The following is a 22,692-nucleotide window of genomic DNA, read 5'->3' as shown; positions in this document are numbered from 1 at the left end:
CCGGCACGCAGGTGGCACGTGCCGGCCGCCGTCAGCCGTCCGCCGGGGCGGCCGGCTAGCCGGCCCTCGTCAAGGTCCGGATCTCCCGGGCGGCCTTCACTCCGTCGCAACCCGCGAGGCCGAGGGCGTCGCGCAGTTCCTCCGCCAGCAGGTCCAGGACGCGGCCGACGCCCCGTTCTCCCGCCGCGGCGAGCCCCCACAGCACCGGGCGCCCCACGAGAACGCCATCGGCTCCCAGTGCGAGGGCGCGCAGCACGTCGGTTCCGCTGCGGATCCCGCTGTCCAGCAGCACCCGGCAAGCGCCACCGACCTCCGTGGCGACCTCCGCGAGGACGTCGACGCCGGCGACCGCGCCGTCCAGCTGCCGGCCGCCGTGGTTGGACACGACGATGCCGTCCGCGCCGACGTCGACGGCACGTCTCGCATCCTGCGGCGCCAGCACCCCTTTGAGAATGATCGGCAGCCTCGTGCGGCGCCGCAGTTCCTCGATGTCCGACCAGGTCAGGGAGGGGGTGAAGGCTGATCCGGTGTGGGAGGCCACCGCGGATCCGGACGTCGGCGCCCGATGGGCCTCGGAGCCCGACCCCCACGTCAGATTGGCAGCCTCCACCCCGGGGGGCAGGGTGAACCGGTTGCGGACGTCCCGTAGTCGACGTCCCATCCAGGGCACGTCGACGGTCGGCATCAGCGCCGCGCACCCAGCGGCCTCCGCGCGTTCGATCAGCTCGAAGGTCTTCTTCCGGTCGCGCAACCAGTACAACTGGAACCAGACGGTGCCGCCGATTCCGGTGATCTCCTCGATCGTGCAGCTGCTCAGGGTGCTGGCGGTGAAGGGCACTCCCGCCGCCTTGGCCGCCCGCGCGCCCGCCAGCTCGCCTTCCGGGTGGACGAGCTTGTGGTACGCGAGGGGGGCGACTGCCACCGGCATGGCCTGCGGCACGCCGAACAGCGACGTCTGCGGGTCGCAGTGCGCCACGTCCCGAAGGACGCGCGGCACGAGGGCGATCCGCCGCAGCGCCGCACGGTTGGCGGCCAGCGTGACCTCGCCGCCACTGCCGCCGGAAACGAAGTCCCACACGTCTGCGGGCAGGGCTTCGCGTGCTGCCCGTTCGACGTCCTCCAGGCAGTGCACGTCCCGGTCTACGTCCCACGGCCCGGTGGTCGGCACGGTGCGGCTCACAGGGAGTTGCTCTGATTCGCGAGGCGCTCCATCTCCACCGCCTCGTACAGGGCCTTGATGTTGGAACTGCCGAAGGTCTCCGCACCGCACCGCTCGATCACCTCGAAGAAGAGGGTGCGCCTCGGGTGGGTGGAGCGCGCGAATATCTGGAACAACTGTCCGGCGTGGTCCTCGTCGACGAGGACGTTCAGCTCGTGCAGGCTCTCCAGGGAGTGCTTGCTCAGGGAGATGCGCTGCTTGAGGAGGCTGTAGTACGCGTCCGGTGTGGTCAGGAACTCCACTCCGCGACCGGCCAGCGCCCCGACGGACCGCACCACGTCGTCCGCGGCGAAAGCCACGTGCTGCACACCCGACCCGACGTGGTTCTTGAGGAACTCGTCGATCTGACCGGGGTCCGCCTCGGGGTCCGGCTGGAGGATCGTGAAGGTCACCTCGCCCGACTTGCTCTGGACCACCTTGGACAGCATCGCCTGGGCGCCGACCACGATCCGTTCCGCGAAGATCTCGTCGAACCCGAACGACTTCTCGTACAGCTCCACCATCGCGTCCAGCTCACCGACGCTCGCGCACACGGCGAAGTGGTCGATCTCCAGGAGGCGCAGCCCGTCCGCGGCCGCGGGTTCCGTCGGCTCCCCGGCGCTGGGGAGCGGTCGGAACCCGGCGGGCAGTCCGGCTTCCCTGCCCGAACGCCGCTGCACCAGGGTGTGCACGACATCGCCGAATCCTGAGACGGTCGCACTGACCGCGACGTCGTCCCCCGCGTGCTCCACGGGTTCGGCCAGTTCCTGGGCGCCGTTGTCGACGGCCTGGCGGAACGCCCTGCGCACATCCCCCGTGCGCAGAGCGATGTTGGCGATGCCGTCACCGTGGGCGAGTACGTAGTCGGAGGCGGGATGCCGTTCCGCCGTCGCCTCCGTCAGGACGAGCTTCATCGCACCCTGGCTCATCACCGTGGCGCGGAAGCCCTGCTCCGAGGAACCGCCGGCCGCGACCTCCACGAACCCGTAGGAGTCACGCCACAGAGCGACCTGCTCGTCCATGTCGCGGACGTACATCTCCACGTAGTCCAGCTCGAAGTCGTCGACGACTGTGTTGGCCTGGGAAGACGTCATGGAAACTCCAGTTCTCTTGCGTGACGAGAAAGCATTTGAGAGAAGAAGAAGGGACAAAAGCACTCCCGATGTCAGGTGTGCGCCTGCATGCGTACGGCAGCGGCAAGGAGGTGGCGCCGGGCGCAGACGCGCCCGGCCGGGAAGGCCGTACGGGGGACGGGGCGCGGCGCGCGGCCGCACCCCGTCCCCTGCGGCAGGTCAGGGGCTGTCGGCTGGCCTTCCGGGCTTCAACCGGTCCCGGAGCACACGGCCGATGTGCTTGAGCGGCTCGGGCTGCATCATGCCGATGTGATCACATTCAATCACGTGTTCGTCAACTCCGGTCGTGACATGGGGAGTCCACGCCTCACGGCCGGTCATCGGCATGGGGTTGTCGATGCCCGCACGGAAGAAGAGGAGGTCTCCTTCCACCACGCCCGGGGTCAGGGACCGGGCGAGCCTGCGGTTGTTCTCGATCACGTCGATCAGGCCCGCCGCTTGGTCGACGTCGACGTCGAGGCTCCGTGCCACCTCGCCCATCTGGTCGGCTGCGTAGGCTTCGAGCAGGTTCGATACCCCCTCGGCGTCGTCGCCCACGGCAGCGTCGTCGGGAAGGGGGAGACCGGCGGCCTCAGCGAGGGCTCGGATGAGGCTCTGCCGGTCGTCCTCCACGTCGGACGCCTGCGACGACGACGGATAGGCGTCGACGACCGCGAGGAGACCGACGGCCTGCTGCTGCCTCTGGAGCTCTTCGGCCACTGCGTGCGCGACGGTCCCGCCGAAGGACCATCCCAGGAGGCGGTACGGCCCTTCAGGCTGGACGGAGCGGATGATCTGCACGTACTCGGCGGCCATCTCCTCGACCGTGGCCACGGGTTCTCCGCTGCCCACCCCCCGGGACTGCAGGCCGTAGATCGGCACGTCTGCCGGCAACTCCTTGATCAGGCCCGCATAGCACCAGCTCAGACCCGCCACGGGGTGCACGCAGAAGAGGGGGCTGTCCGAGCCCTGCCGGCGCAGGGGGAGGAGGGCGTCGAACGGGTCCGAGACATCGCCTTCGTCGAGTCGCTCCGCGAGCCCGGCGACGGTCGGGGCCTCGAACAGGGACCGGATGCTGACCTCGGCCCCGAGGACGGTCCGGATCCGGCTGACGAGGCGGGTCGCGAGTAGCGAATGCCCGCCGAGGTCGAAGAAGCCGTCGTCGATCGACACGGACTCGACGCCGAGGACCTCGGCGAAGAGACCGCACAGGATCTCCTCGCGCGGCGACCGCGGCGACCGCCCCGACGCGTCCGTGGTGTATTCGGGAGCCGGCAGCGCCCGCCGGTCCAGCTTCCCGTTCGGTGTGAGGGGCAGCTCGTCCACGGTGATGAACGCGGAGGGCACCATGTAGTCCGGCAGCCGCTCCGCCACGTGTCGGCGCAACGGATCGGCCGGTGCCGCTTCGCCCGTGGCGGCCACCACATAGGCGGTGAGGCGCTTGTCGCCCGGCGTGTCCTCGCGCACCACGACCGCGCTCTGCGCAACCAGCTCGTGATCCGCCAGCACCGCTTCGATCTCGCCCGGCTCGATGCGGAAGCCCCGCACCTTCACCTGACCGTCAGCACGCCCGATGAACTCCAGAACCCCGTCCGCGGACCAGCGCACCACATCACCGGTCCGGTACATCCGCGAGCCGGGCACCGTGGCGAACGGGTCTGCGACGAACCGCTCCGCCGTCAGCCCCGCACGCCCCAGATAGCCCCGGGCCAGCTGTGCACCGGCCACGTACAGCTCACCCGCAACACCCGCAGGAACCGGCGACAGGGCCGCATCCAGCACATACACCCGGGTGTTCCACATGGGGCGACCGATCGGGACGGTCCCCGCCGAGAGCACCGCATCGGCCGGCACCGGGTAGTCCGTGCATCCCACCGTTGCCTCGGTCGGGCCGTAGTGCGCCACGACCGATACCTGCGGATGTGCCCGACGCCACCGCGTCACCGCGTGAGCGGGGATCTCTTCCCCGCCCAGCATCAACTGGCCGCTGGGCACGAACCCGCGTCCGGCACCCTCCAGGACCGGCAGATGACTGGGAGTCACCTTCAAGAACGACACCGGCAACCCGGCCTGATCGCCCTCCTCGGCAGAGGTGGAGGTCAGCGCTGCCACCACGACGCAGCCGCCGGCGACCAAGGCCCCGTACAGCACGGTGACCCCCGCATCGAACGACACCGACGCATGCCACACCGTCGAACCCACGAGATCCGGATACGCCTGCGGACACCGCACCACGTAGTTCACCAACGCGGCGTGCGAAACCACCACGCCCTTCGGCCGCCCCGTCGAACCCGACGTGTAGATCACGTACGCGGGGTGAGCGGGCAGTGCCGGAGACGGACGGCCGTCATCGAGGAGATCGGAGGCGCTGAGCCCGGCAATGGCTTCCTGCACAGAACGCTCGTTCAGGAGCACGCGCTTCGCGATCGATGCGTCGTCCTGGGGGAGCAGAGCCGCGGTGGCTGCGTCCGTCAGGACCAGCACGGGTTCGGCGTCCGCGAGCATGTAGGCGATCCGGTCCGCCGGGTACTCCGGGTCCACCGGCACATAACCCGAACCGCTCTTCAGCACCGCGAGCAACGCGACGACCAGGTCGACCGACCGCGGCAGCGCCACCGCCACCAGGCGCTCCGGACCGGCACCGCACGCCACCAGATGACGGGCCAGACGATTCGCCCGGGCGTTCAACTCCGCATAGGACAGCTCGACACCGCCACTGACCACGGCCGGCGCATCCGGAGTCCGCAGCACCTGCGCTTCGAACAGGCCCGGCAGCGTGGCATCCGGAACTTCATGAACCGTGTCGTTCCACTCGACCAGCATCCGCCGACGCTCGTCAGCGGCAAGGACACTGACGTTACGGATCGGCTGGTCGGGGTCGCCCGTGACCGTTTCGAGGAGCCGGGACAGCCGCTCGCCGAGCTGCTCGACGGTGGTGCGCTCGAACAGATCGGTGCGGTAGTCGAGCCGCCCTGCCAGGCCCGCGGGTACGCCGTCGGCCGCGTGTGTTTCTCCCAGGCTGAACGACAGGTCGAACCTGGCCGCCATCTCGCCGGCGGCTTCGGCTTGCGTCTGGATGCCGGGCAGGTCGAGGTCGGGTTGTGCGTTGTTGTGGAAGGTGAGCATGACTTGGAAGAGGGGGTGGCGGGCCATGGAGCGTGCGGGGTTGAGGATCTCCACCAGTCGCTCGAACGGCACGTCCTGATGGGCGTAGGCGGCCAGGTCCGCTTCCCGCACCCGTTCGAGGACCTCGCGGAACGTCGGATCGCCCGACAGGTCGGTCCGCAGGACCAGCGTGTTCACGAAGAACCCGACGAGATCGTCCAGGGCGTCGTCGGTACGGCCCGCGATCGGCGTCCCGATCGGAATGTCCTCCCCGGCGCCCATCTTCGACAGCAGCACCGCCAGCGCCGCCTGCACCGTCATGAAGACGCTGGCTCCGCTGGAGCGGGACAGCTCCAGCAGCCGCGCGTGCACCTCCGCCGGGACGCGGACGTCCACGGAGTCGCCTTCGTGGGAGGCGATCGGGGGGCGCGGGTGGTCGACCGGGAGCTCCAGCTCTTCCGGGAGGTCGGCCAGGGCCTGCTTCCAGTAGGCGACCTGGGCCGCGATCAGGCTGTCCGGGTCGTCCTCGTCACCGAGGACCTCGCGCTGCCACAGCGTGTAATCCGCGTACTGCACCGGAAGCGGCTGCCACGCCGGGGCGTGCCCTTGGCAGCGGGCCGCGTACGCCAGCGAAAGGTCCTTCGCCAGCGGCGCCATCGACCAGCCATCCGCCGCGATGTGGTGGACCACCATGACCAGCACCCACTCACCAGGGGCGTCGGTGACCTCCAGCAGGCGCACCCGCCACGGCAGGTCCCGCTCCAGGTCGAAGCCCGTGGCAGCCCACCGGCCCACGATCGAGGCGACACCATCGGCAGTCACGCTCTCCACGCTGACCGCGGGTACCCCCGCGGCGCCCTGCCGGATCTCTTGCCGCGGCTCGCCGTCCACCTGCGGGAACACTGTCCGCAGGCTCTCGTGCCGGCCCGCGACGTCCGCCAGCGCGGCCCGCAGCGCTTCTGCGTTCAGCGTGCCGGTCAGGCGGAGTGCGAGCGGAATGTTGTAGGTCGCGGAGACGCCTTCGAGCTGGCCCAGGAACCACAGACGGCGCTGCGCGAACGACACCGGGAGGACCTCCGGCCGCACCCGCTGTGCCAGCGGTTCTCGGACCCGGCCACCTTCGTCGAGCCGGTCCACCAGGCCGGCGACGGTCGGGGCCTCGAACAGGGACCGGATGCTGACCTCGACCCCGAGGACGGTCCGGATCCGACTCACCAGGCGGGTCGCCAGCAGCGAATGCCCGCCGAGGTCGAAGAACCCGTCATCGATCGACACGACGTCCACGCCGAGGATCTCGGCGAAGAGACCGCACAGGATCTCCTCCCGCGGCGACCGCGGACCGCGCCCCGACGCATCCGTGATGTATTCGGGAGCCGGCAGCGCCTTGCGGTCCAGCTTCCCGTTCGGCGTCAACGGCAGCGCGTCGAGCACGACGAACGCCGACGGCACCATGTAGTCCGGCAGCCGCTCCGCGACGAACCCACGTAGGTCCCGCGCATCAACGTGACGGGTCGAAGCCCCCGCGGCCGGCACCACGTAGCCGACGAGGCGCTTGTCGCCGGGCTGGTCCTCCCGCACGACGACAGCCACCTGGCCCACCGAGGCGTGATCCGCCAGGACGGCCTCGATCTCGCCCGGCTCGATGCGGAACCCCCGCACCTTCACCTGGGCATCCGCACGCCCGACGAACTCCAGGACCCCGTCCGCGGACCACCGCACCACGTCACCGGTCCGATACATCCGCGAGCCGGCCACCACCGCAAAGGGATCCGCGACGAACCGCTCCGCGGTCAGCCCCGGACGCCCCAGGTAACCCCGGGCCAACTGTGCACCCGCCACGTACAGCTCGCCCGCCACGCCGACGGGCACCGGCGACAGCCCTGCATCGAGGACGTACACCCGCGTATTGGCGACCGGCCGCCCGATCGGAAGTGCATCCGGCAGTTCGGCATCGGTGTACCACGAGGTTGCATAGACCGTGGCCTCGGTGGGCCCGTAGCAGTTCGCTATGCGGGCTACGGGGAAGGCCGACCGGATCTTCTTGGCAACGATCGGCGAAATCGCCTCACCCGCCATGACGACCGTTGCCGCGTCCACTGCCGGTTCACGGTCCAGGAGGCTTGAAAACACCGAAGGAACGCCGCTCACAAGCGGCCGGTCGGCGTCCCCTGCGGCTTCGTCTCCGAATGCGAGCAGGTCCTGGATCACGTTGACCCGACCGCCGGCAAGCAGCGGAGCGACGATTTCGAACACGGACACGTCGAAGTTGAGAGACGTCGATGCGCAGACCTCCCCCAGTCGGTCCGCGCCGAGACCATCCGCAGCCCAAGAGGCGAGGTTCACCACGCTGCGGTGCTCGACCATCACGCCCTTCGGCCGTCCCGTCGATCCGGACGTGTAGATCACGTAAGCCGGATGGGCGGGCAGCGCCGGAGACAGGCGGTCGCTGTCGGACAGGTCTGCGCTGTCCCGGCCGGCAACGGCATGCCGGACTCCGGGGTCGTCGAGCAGCAGGTGCGGTGCGGCGTCATCCTGCGGCAGCAGGGCCGCAGTGGCCGCGTCCGTCAGGAGCAGCACGGGTTCGGCGTCCGCGAGCATGTAGGCGATCCGGTCCACCGGGTACTTCGGGTCCACCGGCACGTAACCCGAACCGCTCTTCAGGACGGCGAACAGCGCGACCACCAGTTCGGCCGACCTGGGCAGCGCGACGGCGACGAGCTTCTCCGGACCGGCACCGCACGCCCCCAGATGACGGGCCAGACGATTCGCCCGGGCGTTCAACTCCGCATAGCTCAGCTCGACACCTCCACTGACCAGGGCGGCAGCATCGGGAGTACGCGCTACCTGGGCCTGGAAGAGTTCGGCCAGCGTCCCGTGCGGAACGTCACGAGCAGTTGCGTTCCAGTCGGTCAGGACCCGGTGCTGCTCCTCGGCACCGAGCACGCTGACGGAACGGATCGCCGCATCGGGATCGGCGGTGACGGCTTCCAGCACGCGCACCACACGGTCCGCGAGTTCTCGGACCGTGTGCTCCGCGAACAGATCCGTGCGGTAGTCCAGCTGCCCTTGCAGTCCGGCGGGTGCTCCGTCTTCGTCGTGGAATTCACCCAGGCTGACGGACAGGTCGAACTTGGCCACCGCGCCCTGTACCTGTTCCCCGCGAACGCTCAGACCGGGCAGGTCGAGATCCGGGTCGGCAACGTTCTGGAAGGCGAGCATGACTTGGAAGAGGGGGTGGCGCGCCATCGAGCGCGCGGGGTTGAGGATCTCCACGAGCCGCTCGAACGGCACGTCCTGATGGGCGTACGCGGCCAGGTCCGCTTCCCGGACCCGTTCGAGGACCTCGCGGAACGTCGGATCGCCCGACAGGTCGGTCCGCAGGACCAGCGTGTTCACGAAGAACCCGACGAGATCGTCCAGGGCGTCGTCGGTGCGGCCGGCGATCGGCGTCCCGATCGGAATGTCCTCGCCGGCGCCCATCTTCGACAGCAGGACCGCGAGCGCGGCCTGAACCGTCATGAACACACTCGCCCCGCTGGAGCGCGACAGCTCCACCAGCCGGGCATGCACCTCCGCCGGGACGCGGACGTCCACCGAAGCACCCTCGTGCGAAGCGATCGCGGGGCGCGGGTAGTCGACCGGCAGCTCAAGCTGTGCGGGGAGGTCGGCCAGGGCTTGCTTCCAGTAGGCGACCTGGGCCGCGATGACACTGTCCGGGTCGTCCTCGTCACCCAGGACCTCGCGCTGCCACAGCGTGTAATCCGCGTACTGCACCGGAAGCGGCTGCCACTCCGGGGCGCGCCCTTGGCATCGGGCCGCGTACGCCTGCGAAAGGTCCCGGGCCAGAGGTGCCATCGACGAGCCATCGGCTGCGATGTGGTGCACCACCATGACCAGGACCCACTCGCCGGGCGCGTCGGTGACCTCCAGCAGGCGCACCCGCCACGGCAGGTCCCTCTCCAGATCGAACCCGGCCGAAGCCGCCTCGGTCATCGCCGCAGCGACACGGTCCGTGGCCACCGACTCGACGCGGACCTCGGGAGCACCCTCGATCGGGTCGCGGACGAACTGGCTCGGCCGGCCGTCAGGGCTCTGGCGGAACACCGTGCGCAGGCTCTCGTGACGGCCGGCGACATCCGCCAGTGCGGCCCGCAGCGCCTCCACGTCCAGGGGGCCGGTCAGACGCAGAGCGAGCGGAATGTTGTACGTCGCGGACACGCCTTCGAGCTGACCCAGGAACCACAGACGGCGTTGCGCGAACGACACCGGAAGGACCTCCGGCCGCACCCGCCGCCCCAGCGGCTCACGGACCCGACCACCCTCATCAAGCTGGTCCACCAGGCCCGCGACGCTCGGCGCCTCGAACAGGGACCGGATGCTCACCTCCACCCCGAGGGCGGACCGGATCCGGCTCACCAGGCGGGTCGCCAGCAGCGAATGCCCACCCCGCTCGAAGAAGCCGTCATCGATCGACACGGCGTCGACACCGAGGACCTCGGCGAACAGCCCGCACAGGACCTCCTCCCGCGGCGACCGCGGCCCACGACCCGAAGCGCCCGGCGTGTACTCCGGTGCCGGAAGGGCGTCGCGGTCGAGTTTCCCGTTCGGTGTGAGGGGCAGGGCGTCCAGCTGTACGAAGGCGGAGGGCACCATGTAGTCCGGCAGTCGCTCCGCCACGTGTCGGCGCAGGACGGCAGCGTCGAAGTCCGCGGTCGTAGCCACCACGTAGGCGGTGAGGCGCTTGTCGCCCGGCGTGTCCTCGCGCACCACGACCGCGCTCTGCACAACCAGCCCGTGATCCGCCAACACCGCTTCGATCTCGCCCGGCTCGATACGGAAACCCCGCACCTTCACCTGACCGTCAGCACGCCCGATGAACTCCAGAACACCGTCCGCCGACCACCGCACCACATCACCGGTCCGGTACATCCGCGACCCGGCCACCGTGGCGAACGGGTCCGCGACGAACCGCTCCGCCGTCAGACCCGCACGCCCCACATATCCACGAGCCACACCCGTCCCCGCAATGTACAACTCACCCGCCACACCCACTGGAACCGGAGACAGACCCCCGTCCAGCACGTACACCCGCGTGTTGTCCATCGGCCGACCGATCGGCACCGACCCACCCACGACCGAACCCACCGGAACCTCGAACTGCGTCGCACACAAGGTGATCTCCGTCGGCCCGTACAGCACCCGCACCACCGTGCCCGGACACGCCTCCACCACCCGCCGCACCGCCACCGGCGACACCACATCGCCACCCGTCAACACCTCACGCAGCTGGGCGAGGCACGTCGGGGTCTCCTCGGCTATGACGCGGAACAGTCCCGCCGTCAGAACGACGCCCGTGATGTCGTGAACCTTGATCAGCTGTTCCAGGGACGGGGCGTCCAGGTTTCCCGGAGGAGCCACGACGATGGTTCCGCCGGCGAGAAGGGGGGCCCACAGCTCGAACGTCGAGGCGTCGAAGGCGTACGGCGAGTGGAAGAGGACACGCTCGTGGTGGTCCGTCTCCCAGCAGCGGTCCAGCACGAGGTCTGCCACGCCGCGGTGGGTGGCGGCCACGCCCTTGGGCTCACCGGTCGAACCGGACGTGTACATCACATAGGCGAGCCCGTCCGCACCACGTGCACCGGCCGGCTTCACCGGTCCCGTCTCGGAAGCCGCCCCGAGGATTTCATCGGCGCAGATGACCTCTGCCGTCCCTGCGAACTCGGCGGCTTCCGTCGGGCGGTCCGTCACCAGCAGTTCGGCTGCGCAGTCCGCCATGACCAGTCGGCGCCGGCTCGGAGGGTGGCCCTCGTGCAGCGGTACGTAGTGGGCGCCGGTCTTGAGTACGGCCAGCAGCGTGGTCACCAGGTCAGCGGACCGCTCCATCCACAGGCCGACCGCGTGCTCGGGGCCGGCGCCCTTGGCGGCCAGATGGCGCGCCAGCCGATCCGCGCGCTCGTTCAGTTGCGCATAGGTGAGCTCCAGCCCGTCGCTCACCACTGCTGTCGCGTCGGGGGTCCGTGCGACGTGGGCTTCGAACAGCTCCGTGAGCGTCGCCCCGGTCGCCCCGGGCGCCCCGGGCCTTTCGCGCGCGGTGTCGTTCCAGGCGCGCAGAACCCTCTCGCGTTCGTCCGTCCCGAGGACGTCGACCTGCCGGACGGGAGCGTCAGGGGCGGTGGCGACGGCGTCGAGGAGCTGGACCAGTCGCCGGGCGAGATGTTCGACGGTAGCCGCGTCGAACAGGTCGATGCGGTAGTCCAGGCGCCCTTCGAGTCCTGCGGGCGTGCTGTCGGTGTGGGTTTCGCCCAGGCTCACGGACAGATCGAACTTCGCGACCGTCCCCTCCATCGGCTCCGGCCGTACGGCCAGGTCGGGCAGTTCGACTCCCGGCTCAGGCGTCGATCCGGCCGTGGCACTGCGGAAGGTGGCGAGGAGCGGTGCATGGTGCTGCACGGCGAGCATGACTTGGAAGAGGGGGTGGCGGGCCATCGAGCGCGCGGGGTTGAGGATCTCCACGAGCCGCTCGAACGGCACGTCCTGATGGGCGTACGCGGCCAGGTCGGCTTCCCGGACCCGTTCGAGGACCTGGCGGAACGTCGGATCGCCCGAGACGTCGGTCCGCAGGACCAGCGTGTTCACGAAGAACCCGACCATGTCATCGAGCGCGTCGTCGGTACGGCCCGCGATCGGCGTCCCGACCGGAATGTCCTCCCCGGCGCCCATCTTCGACAGGAGGACCGCCAGCGCGGCCTGCACGGTCATGAACATGCTCGCGCCACAGGAGCGGGACAGCTCCACCAGACGGGCATGCGTTTCGGCCGAGACCCGTACGCCGACCGATGCACCCTCATGGGAGGCAACGGCAGGACGCGGGTGGTCGACCGGCAGTTCGAGCTGCTCGGGCAGCCCGGCCAGGGCCTGCTTCCAGTAGGCCTCCTGCGAGGCGATCACGCTGTCCGGGTCGTCCTCGTCGCCCAGGACCTCGCGCTGCCACAGTGTGTAGTCCGCGTACTGCACCGGGAGTTCGTCCCATGCCGGGGCTCGCCCCTGGCAGCGGGCCACGTACGCGATGGACAGGTCCCTCACCAGGGGTCCCATCGACCATGCGTCGCTGGCAATGTGATGCACCACCACGACCAGAACCCACTCGTCCGGGGCGGACCGGAGCACCCGGACCCGCCACGGCAGGTCCCGCTCCAGATCGAAGCCGGCAGTCACCACCGCTGAGATCGCGGCCGCCATCCCGGCCTCGGAAACCTGCTCGACGGCGCATGCCGGAACCCCCTCGGCACCTGCCAGGATTTCCTGCCGCGGCTCGCCGTCCACCTGCGGGAACACTGTCCGCAGGCTCTCGTGTCGGCCCGCGACGTCCGCCAGCGCGGCCCGCAGCGCCTCCACGTCCAAGGCGCCGGTCAGGCGGAGTGCGAGGGGGATGTTGTACGTTCCCGAGGTGCCTTCGAGCTGACCGAGGAACCACAGACGGCGCTGGGCGAACGACACCGGGAGGACTTCCGGCCGTATCCGCTGTTCCAGCGGTTCTCGGACCCGGCCACCTTCGTCGAGCCGGTCCACCAGGCCGGCGACGGTCGGGGCCTCGAACAGGGACCGGATGCTGACCTCGACCCCGAGGACGGTCCGGATCCGACTCACCAGGCGGGTCGCCAGCAGCGAATGCCCGCCGAGGTCGAAGAACCCGTCATCGATGGACACCGACTCGACGCCGAGGACCTCGGCGAAGAGACCGCACAGGATCTCCTCCCGCGGCGACCGCGGACCACGGCCCGCGGCGGCCACGACGTACTCCGGCGCCGGCAGGGCCCGCCGGTCCAGCTTGCCGTTCGGCGTCAACGGCAGCGCATCGAGCACGACGAAAGCCGACGGCACCATGTAGTCCGGCACGTGCTCGGACACGTGCTGACGCAGCAGGGACGCGTCCGGATCGGTCGGTCCGGCGTTCGCCACCCCAGCCACGACGTAGGCGACGAGGCGCTTGTCGCCGGGCTGGTCCTCCCGCACGACGACGGCCACCTGGGCAACCTGCTCGTGACCAGCGAGAACGGCCTCGATCTCGCCCAGCTCGATGCGGAACCCTCGCACCTTCACCTGAGCATCCGCACGCCCGACGAACTCCAGAACCCCGTCCGCGGACCACCGCACCACATCACCGGTCCGGTACATCCGCGAACCCGCAACCACCGCGAAGGGGTCCGCGACGAACCGCTCCGCCGTCAGACCCGCACGCCCCAAATAACCCCGCGCCAACTGCGCACCCGCGATATAGAGCTCTCCCGCGACACCCGCAGGAACCGGCGACAGGGCAGCATCCAGCACATACACCCGCGTATTCGCGAACGCATCACCAATCGCCGGCGGCAACAGACCACCAGAACCGCCACCCACCACACACGACGTCGCCCACACCGTCGCCTCCGTCGGCCCGTACAGGTTGACCACCTCACGGCCCAACCCACACATACCCTCCGCCAACACCGAAGGCAGCGCCTCACCACCCACCAACATCCGCAGACCCCCCACCGACCCGGGAACCTCCGCCACCAACGCCTGCCACAACGACGGAGTCGCCTGCATCACCGACACACCCGACCCGCGCACCAACCCACCCAGCACAAACGGATCCCGAACCTCCTCCCGACCCGCAACCACCACACACGCACCACTGACCAACGGCAGATACAACTCCAACGCCGCAATATCGAACGCAACCGTCGTCACCGCCAACAACCGGTCAGACGAATCCAACCCACACCGCAAACCCACCGCCGCCAGAAAACTCACCAACGCCGCATGCGAAACCACCACACCCTTCGGCCGACCCGTCGAACCCGACGTATAAATCACATACGCCGGATGAGCAGGCAACACCGGATACGAGCGATCGCTGTCGGACAGATCGGACGCACTGGCCGTGGCGACCACTTGCGCGACCCCGGCATCGTCCAGCAGCACACGAGGCACGTCACCGTCGGGCAAGCCGGGTGAAGTCTCCGTATCGGTGATCATCAGCACCGGGTCGGCATCAGCCAGCACGTACGCGATGCGGTCGGAGGGGTAGTCCGGATCCAGCGGCACGTACCCGGCACCGCTCTTCAGGACGGCGAGCAGCGCGACCACCAGGTCGGCCGACCTGGGCAGCGCGACGGCAACGAGCTTCTCCGGACCCGCACCGCACGCCACCAGATGCCGGGCCAAACGATTCGCCCGAGCGTTCAACTCCGCATACGACAGCTCGACCCCACCGCTGATCACGCCCGGCGCGTGCGGTGTGCGTGCCGTCTGCGTCTCGAACAGTTCCGGCAGCAGCGCAGCAGGCATCTCGCGGGCCGTGTCGTTCCACTCGGCCAATATGCGGTGCCTCTCCTCTGCACCGAGCAGGTCGAAGCGTCCCACCGCACCATCGAGTCCGGTGGTGGTCGCCTCCAGCACCCGCGCCAGCTGGGACCCGATCTGTTCCACCGTCGCCCGGTCGAACAGGTCGGGCCGGTAGTCGAGTCGCAGCCGGATCTCGTCCCCCGGCATCACGATCAGGCTGAGCGGATAGTGCGTGCTGTTCCGCCCTTCCAGCCGTTCGACGCGGATGGCGTCGGCCGGCTCCGCAGCCTTCGGTGCGGCGCCGATCGGATAGTTCTCGAACACGACGACGGTGTCGAAGAGCTCGTTGGCCGGGGTCAGGTTGTGGATGTCGGTGAGTTTGAGGTGCTGGTGTGCCAGGAGGGCGCTCTGTTCGTCCTGGAGCCGCACGAGTGCATCGGTCAGGGTTTCGGCCGGCTTCAGGCGTACGCGTACCGGCACGGTGTTGATGAACAGGCCGACCATCGATTCGATGCCGGGGATCTGGGCCGGGCGTCCGGCGACCGTCGCACCGAAGACCACGTCGTCCTGACCGGTCATGTGCCCGAGCAACACCGCCCACGCCTGCTGGACCACCGTGTTCAACGTGACCCCGCAGCTACGGGCCGCAGCCGTCAGCGCAGCCGTCAACTCCTCCGGCACACGCACCATGACGTGCTCGGGAGCCATCTGCGCCGCGCGGGCGTGCACCGGGGCGAGCCGGGTCGCTTCCTCCACACCCGCCAGGGACCGCCGCCACGCCTCCTCGGCCGCACCACGGTCCTGCTGCGCCACCCACGCCAGGTAGTCCCGGTAAGGCCTCACCCGCGCCAGGCCGTCGCCCCGGCCGCCCTGCTCGTACGCCGTCATCAGGTCGCGCATCAGGACGGGCAGGGACCAGCCGTCCAGCAGCAGGTGGTGGCTCGTGAACTCCAGCCGGAACCGCCGGTCACCGAGGCGGATCAGCGTGAACCGCAGCAGCGGCGGGGCGGACAGGTCGAAGCGCCGCGTCCGGTCCTGCTCAAGCCATGCCTCGACCGCGGCCTCCTGGGCGCCGGCATCCAAGCCCGAGAAGTCGATCTCCTCCCAGGGGAGCTCCACGTTCCGGGGGATGACCTGGACCGGCTGCCGCAGACCCTCGTGGATGAAGGCGGCGCGCAGATTCTTGTGCCGCTCAAGAACGACTCGGGCGGACGCTTTCAGAGCGGCAACATTCAGCGGTCCTTCTATGAGGAAAGACATCTGCGTCGTGTAGACGTCCAGCGCCTGCTCGTCGTAGAGAGCGTGGAAGAGCAAACCTTCCTGCAGAGGCGCCAACGGAAGAACGTCTTCCAATTCATTCCGCTTCACTTGTCGTTCCTCCACAGCTGCTCAAGTTGATCAATTTCTGCCTGGTTCAGGGAGACCAGGGGAAGGTCGGAGGGTGTGTATCCACCCGCGTCGGGATCGGCCGCGTGCCGAGTGATCGCCTTCAGGGCGTCGACGAACAACCCGGACACCTCGACGACATCAGATTCGTCAAGCACACCCGACACCCACGACCAAGACACCTGCAAACACGGACCGGCCGCAGCATCCTGAACCACCGCATTGATCTCCAACGCATGCGGAACCGGCATCCGCGGATCCAACCCACTACCCAACGCCACCGACTCAGGAGCGATCTGCCAAGCACCACCACCCCCCACACTGAACCGGCCCAAATAGTTGAACCCGATCTCCGGCCGCGCCCCCCGCTCCAACACCGCACCCGTCTCGGCATTCAAATACCGCAACAAACCAAAACCCAGACCACGGTCAGGAACCGACCGCACCTGCTCCTTCACCCGCTTCAACACCACACCAGCCTGGGCACCACCAGCCCACACCTCACCCGCATCAAAAACCCCAGGATCAATCCGCAACGGATACGCACTGGTAAACCAACCCAACGTCCGCGACAGATCCACCCCCTCCACCACTTCCTCCCGACCGTGCCCCTCCAACTCCACCAACACCCCACCAGCAGAACCACCACGCCAACGCGTCACCGCCAACGCAAGTGCCGCCAACAACACGTCCTCAACACCCGCACGGAACACAGAAGCCACATCACCCAACAACGGACGGGTCTCCTCCGGCGACAACTCCACCACCACACCCCGCACCGCCCCAGCGGTATCCCGCGCCGGATCCAAACCACGAGACCCCACCCGAACACCAGGAGTCGCCACCATCTCCCGCCACAAACCCAACTCCGCAACCCGCTCCGCCGAACCAGCCAACCGCACCAAATGACCAGCCCAGCCACGGAACGAAGTCCCCACCGGCTCCAACACCACCGAACCACCCACCGAAAGCGCAGCCCACGCCGCCGCGAGATCCGGCAACAACACACGCCAAGAAACCCCGTCAACAACCAAGTGATGCAACACCAACAGCACACGACCCGGCACACCCACACCCGCGTCGAACCACACCACCTGCACCATCACACCCACCAACGGATCCAAACGCTCACGCGCCGAAACCGCCTCCGCCAACACCACCTCCTCCCACCCGACACCCACAACACCCGACACATCCACACGACGCACACACCCCGCCGCATCCACCCCACCCGACGGCAACACCTCCAAACCCCAACCCGAACCCCAACCAGAGCCAGAGCCAGAGCCAGAATCAGAGTGAGAGTTAGAACCTTGGGTGACCTTCATCCGTAGGCCGTCATGCTGATCGAGGACCGACCCCACCATCGCAGTCAGCACCTCCAACGACAGCCCCGCCGGCGCCCCCACCAGCATCGACTGCGAGAACCCCGCCAACGGGCCACCCCGTTCACGAACCTGGTGCATCACCGGCGTCAACGGCACCACACCCACCCCAGCACCCTCGGCCTCCACCACCACCGAACCCTCGGACACAACAACCACCGAGGCCAAACCCGCCACCGACTTGCGCTCGAACACATCACGCGGCGAAAACACCAGACCAGCAGCCCGCGCCCGCGCCACCAACTGGATCGACAAAATGCTGTCGCCACCCAACTCGAAGAACCCGTCATCGACGGAAACCTCAGAAAGCCCAAGAACCTCGGCGAACAACCCACACAAAACTTCCTCGTGCGGCGTCCGCGGCCCCCTCCCCACTCCCCCGCCAGAAGCAACCTCAGGCACCGGCAACGCCCTACGGTCCAACTTCCCGTTCGGCGTCAACGGCAACGCGTCCAACACCACGAACGCCGACGGCACCATGTAATCCGGCAACCGCTCCCCCACGAACCCACGCAACACGACCGGATCCAGATCGGCCGTGTCCGTGCCTGCTGGCGGAACCACGTAAGCAACGAGGCGCTTGTCGCCCGGACGGTCCTCCCTGACCACCACAGCAGCCTGCCCGACGTGCTCGTGCCCGGTCAGGACGGCCACGATCTCGCCCGGCTCGATGCGGAAACCCCGCACCTTCACCTGACCATCAGCACGCCCCACGAACTCCAGAACACCCTCCGCAGACCACCGCACCACATCACCGGTCCGATACATCCGCGACCCAGCCACCACCGCGAACGGATCCGCAACGAACCGCTCCGCCGTCAAACCAGGACGACCCACATACCCACGAGCCAACTGCGCACCCGCTATATACAACTCACCCGCCACACCCACCGGCACCGGCGACAAACCCGCATCCAACACATACACCCGCGCATTTCCGAGCGGGCGCCCGATCGGCGGAGGCTGGTCCTCGGGCCGGATGGACCTGGCCAGTTCAACGGCCGTGGTGATCACCGTGGCCTCGGTCGGGCCGTAGGTGTTCCACATGCGGGCGCCGGCCGTCCACCGGCTGGCCAGGTCCGCCGTCAGCAGTTCTGCCCCCAGGACCCAGTTCTCCACTGCGGAGAGCGCGGCGGGGTCGAGCACCCCGAGCAGCGAGGGGACCACGCTGGCGACGTTCACACCGGACTTCTCGACCATCTCGGCCAGTGCCTCCGGCTCCGACCGCTCCGTGCTCGACGCGATGGCGAGGGTCGCGCCTGCCGCGAGGGTGACGGCCACGTCGAGTACGGACGCGTCGAAGCTGAAGGAGGCGAACTGCAAGGCCACCGCGCCTTCATGGACGCCGAGGACCGGCCGCATCACCTCGGCGAGATTGGCGACGCCACGGTGAGGAACGGCTACCCCCTTGGGACGTCCCGTCGAGCCGGACGTGTAGATCACGTACGCGAGCTGGTCCGGGTCGACGGCGACGGGGGGCTCTTCGCCGGAGGGGGTGTCGTCCGCGTGGACGAATTCGTCGAGCAGCAAGACGTGCACCGCCTCCGACGGCAGGTCCTTCACCGTGTCGGTGGTCCCCAGGACCACGACCGCGCCGCTGTCCGCCACCATGTAGCCGAGTCGGTCCGACGGATACTCGGGGTCCAGGGGCACGTACGCACCACCTGCCCGCCACACCGCGAGGAGGGACACGACCATGTCCGCCCCTCGGGGAAGGCACAGGCCGACGAGGCGCTCCCGGCCCACACCGAGTGCGATCAGTTCCTGCGCGAGGCGACTCGCGCGCGCATCGAGCTCGGCATAGGTGAGTTCGACGTCGCCGCTGAGTACGGCGAGCGCGTCGGGCGTGCGCGCCACTCTCGCCCGGAACAGGTCGAGCACCGTGCCGTCCGGGATCTCCTGGTCTGTGTCGTTCCACGTGCGCAGAATGCGCTCGCGCTCATCGGTACCGAGCACGTCGACCTCGCGAACCATCCGGTCGGGCTCCGCCACCACGGTCTCCAGTACGCGGACGAGGCGTTCCGCAAAACTCTGGACGGTCTCGGCGGTGAAGAGGTCGGTCCGGTACTCCAGCTGCCCCAGCAGCCCGCCGGGAATCCCCTCCTCGTCGTGGACCTCGGCAAGGCTGACGGACAGGTCGAACTTCGCCGCGGTGTTCCTCAGGGGCTCCGACACGGCCTGGATTCCGGGCAGGTCGAGGTCGGGTTGCGCGTTGTTGTGGAAGGCGAGCATGACTTGGAAGAGGGGGTGGCGGGCCATGGAGCGTGCCGGGTTGAGGATCTCGACGAGCTGCTCGAACGGCACGTCCTGGTGTGCGTACGCCGCGAGGTCCGCTTCCCGGACCCGCTCCACGACCTCGCGGAACGTCGGGTCGCCCGAGACGTCGGTCCGCAGGACCAGCGTGTTCAGGAAGCATCCGACGAGGTCGTCGAGGGCGTCGTCGGTACGGCCTGCGATCGGCGTCCCGATCGGGATGTCCTGCCCGGCGCCCATCTTCGACAGGAGGACCGCCAGCGCTGCCTGAACGGTCATGAACACGCTCGCGCCGCAGGAGCGGGACAGCTCGACCAGACGGGCATGCGTTTCGGCAGACACCTGCACACCGACCGACGCACCGTCGGCGGAGGCGATCGCGGGGCGCGGGTGGTCGACCGGGAGCTCCAGCTGTTCGGGGAGGTCGGCCAGGGTGTGCTTCCAGTAGGCGACCTGGGCGGCGATCACGCTGTCCGGGTCGTCCTCGTCGCCGAGGGCCTCGCGCTGCCACAGCGTGTAGTCCGCGTACTGCACCGGGAGTTCTTCCCATGCCGGGGCGTGTCCTTGGCAGCGGGCCGCGTACGCCTGCGACAGGTCCTTCGCCAGCGGCGCCATCGACCAACCGTCCGACGCGATGTGGTGCACCACCATCACCAGGACCCACTCACCCGGAGCGTCCGTGACCTCCAGGAGCCGTACCCGCCACGGCAAGTCGCGTTCCAGGTCGAACCCGGCACCCACGATTGCGGCCACGGCCGCAGCCACCCCATCCGCGGACACCGCTTCCGCACGGGCCTCGGGAGCACCCTCGATCGGGTCGAGCACGAGCTGGCTCGGCTGGCCGTCAGGGCTCTGGCGGAACACCGTGCGCAGGCTCTCGTGCCGGCCCGCGACGTCCACCAGTGCGGCCCGCAGCGCCTCGACGTCCAAGGCGCCGGTCAGGCGGATCGCGAGGGGGATGTTGTAGGTCGCGGTGACGCCTTCGAGCTGGCCGAGGAACCACAGACGGCGCTGCGCGAACGACACCGGAAGGACCTCCGGCCGCACCCGCCGCCCCAGCGGCTCACGGACCCGGCCACCTTCGTCGAGCCGGTCCACCAGGCCGGCGACGGTCGGGGCCTCGAACAGGGACCGGATGCTGACCTCGACCCCGAGGACGGTCCGGATCCGACTCACCAGGCGGGTCGCGAGTAGCGAGTGCCCGCCGAGGTCGAAGAAGCCGTCGTCGATCGACACGGACTCGACGCCGAGGACCTCGGCGAAGAGACCGCACAGGATCTCCTCGCGCGGCGACCGCGGCGCCCGCCCCGACGCGTCCGTGGTGTATTCGGGAGCCGGCAGCGCCTTGCGGTCCAGCTTGCCGTTCGGTGTGAGGGGCAGCTCGTCCAGCGTGATGAACGCGGAGGGCACCATGTAGTCCGGCAGCCGCTCCGCCACGTGTCGGCGCAGGACGGCAGCGTCGAAGTCCGCGGTCGTAGCCACCACGTAGGCGGTGAGGCGCTTGTCGCCGGGCTGGTCCTCCCGCACCACGACCGCGACTTGGCCCACTGATGCGTGATCCGCCAGGACCGCTTGGATCTCGCCCGGCTCGATGCGGAAGCCCCGCACCTTCACCTGACCGTCCGCACGCCCGATGAACTCCAGGACCCCGTCCGCGGACCAGCGCACCACATCACCGGTCCGGTACATCCGCGACCCGGCCACCACCGCGAAGGGGTCCGCGACGAACCGCTCCGCGGTCAGACCCGCACGCCCCAGATAGCCCCGGGCCAACTGTGCACCAGCCACGTACAGCTCACCCGCAACACCCGCAGGAACCGGCGACAGGGCCGCATCCAGCACATACACCCGGGTGTTCCACATGGGACGGCCGATCGGGACGGTCCCCGCCGAGAGCACCGCATCGGCCGGCACCGGGTAGTCCGTGCATCCCACCGTTGCCTCGGTCGGGCCGTAGTGCACCACGACCGGCACCTGCGGATGTGCCCGACGCCACCGCGTCACCGCGTGAGCGGGAACCTCTTCCCCGCCCAGCATCAACTGGCCGCTCGGCACGAACCCGCGTCCGGCACCCTCCAGGACCGGCAGATGACTGGCAGTCGCCTTCAGGAACGACACCGGCAACCCGGCCTGATCGCCCTCCTCGGCAGGGGCAGAGGTCAGCGCTGCCACCACGACACGGCCGCCGGCGACCAAGGCCCCGTACAGACCGGTGATCCCCGCATCGAACGACACCGAGAAGTGCCACACCGTCGAACCCGCGAGATGCGGATACGCCTGCGGACACCGCACCACGTAGTTCACCAACGCGGCGTGCGAAACCACCACGCCCTTCGGCCGCCCCGTCGAACCCGACGTGTAGATCACGTACGCCGGATGGGCGGGCAGTGCCGGAGACAGGCGGTCGCTGTCGGGCAGGTCCGCGCTGTCCCGGCTCGCTACGGCGTCCCGGACTCCCGGCTCATCGAGAAGCAGGTGCGGTGCGGTGCTGTCCTGGGGCAGCACGGACGTCGTGTCCGTATCGGTGATCACCATGACCGGTTCGGCGTTCGCGAGCATGTAGGCGATCCGGTCCGCCGGGTACTCCGGGTCCACCGGCACATAGCCCGAACCGCTCTTCAGCACCGCGAGCAACGCGACGACCAGGTCGACCGACCGCGGCAGCGCCACCGCCACCAGGCGCTCCGGACCGGCACCGCACGCCACCAGATGACGGGCCAGACGATTCGCCCGGGCGTTCAGCTCCGCATAGGACAGCTCGACACCACCACTGGCCACGGCCGGCGCATCCGGAGTCCGCAGCACCTGCGCTTCGAACAGGCCCGGCAGCGTGGCATCCGGAACTTCATGAACCGTGTCGTTCCACTCGACCAGCATCCGCCGACGCTCGTCAGCGGCAAGGACGCTGACGCTCCGGATCGGCTGG

At 69.0% G+C, this 22,692-nt stretch carries 4 protein-coding genes; all 4 read right to left on the bottom strand.

Annotated features, from left to right (window positions below; translation table 11 throughout):
* Positions 1 to 55: 55 nt before the first annotated feature.
* Complete coding sequence (locus OG974_RS31805) at positions 56 to 1,180, bottom strand: alpha-hydroxy acid oxidase (RefSeq protein ID WP_331735235.1); 1,125 nt, start codon at positions 1,178 to 1,180, stop codon at positions 56 to 58.
* Complete coding sequence (gene hppD / locus OG974_RS31800; protein ID WP_331735232.1) at positions 1,177 to 2,292, bottom strand: 4-hydroxyphenylpyruvate dioxygenase; 1,116 nt, start codon at positions 2,290 to 2,292, stop codon at positions 1,177 to 1,179. The genes OG974_RS31805 and hppD overlap by 4 nt, the downstream gene beginning before the upstream one ends.
* Positions 2,293 to 2,490: 198 nt before the next feature.
* Positions 2,491 to 16,110 carry an amino acid adenylation domain-containing protein gene (locus OG974_RS31795; RefSeq protein WP_331735230.1) on the bottom strand — a complete coding sequence of 4,540 codons (13,620 nt, stop codon included), beginning with the start codon at positions 16,108 to 16,110 and terminating at the stop codon, positions 2,491 to 2,493.
* Positions 16,107 to 22,643 (bottom strand): amino acid adenylation domain-containing protein, encoded by a 6,537-nt coding sequence (locus OG974_RS31790; protein WP_371647364.1) that lies wholly within the window; start codon positions 22,641 to 22,643, stop codon positions 16,107 to 16,109. Before OG974_RS31790 ends, OG974_RS31795 begins: the two co-directional genes overlap by 4 nt.
* Positions 22,644 to 22,692 lie beyond the last annotated feature (49 nt).

Origin of the sequence: Streptomyces sp. NBC_00597 (genome assembly GCF_041431095.1) — a bacterium.
GTDB lineage: Bacteria > Actinomycetota > Actinomycetes > Streptomycetales > Streptomycetaceae > Streptomyces.
This window is presented reverse-complemented; position numbering and strand designations above follow the sequence as displayed.

What these genes read in the sequence shown, in the direction of transcription:
- OG974_RS31790 (WP_371647364.1), bottom strand. Translation starts at nt 22,643, where the DNA reads ATGCTGGTCGAGTGGAACGACACGGTTCATGAAGTTCCGGATGCCACG.
- hppD (WP_331735232.1), bottom strand. Translation starts at nt 2,292, where the DNA reads ATGACGTCTTCCCAGGCCAACACAGTCGTCGACGACTTCGAGCTGGAC.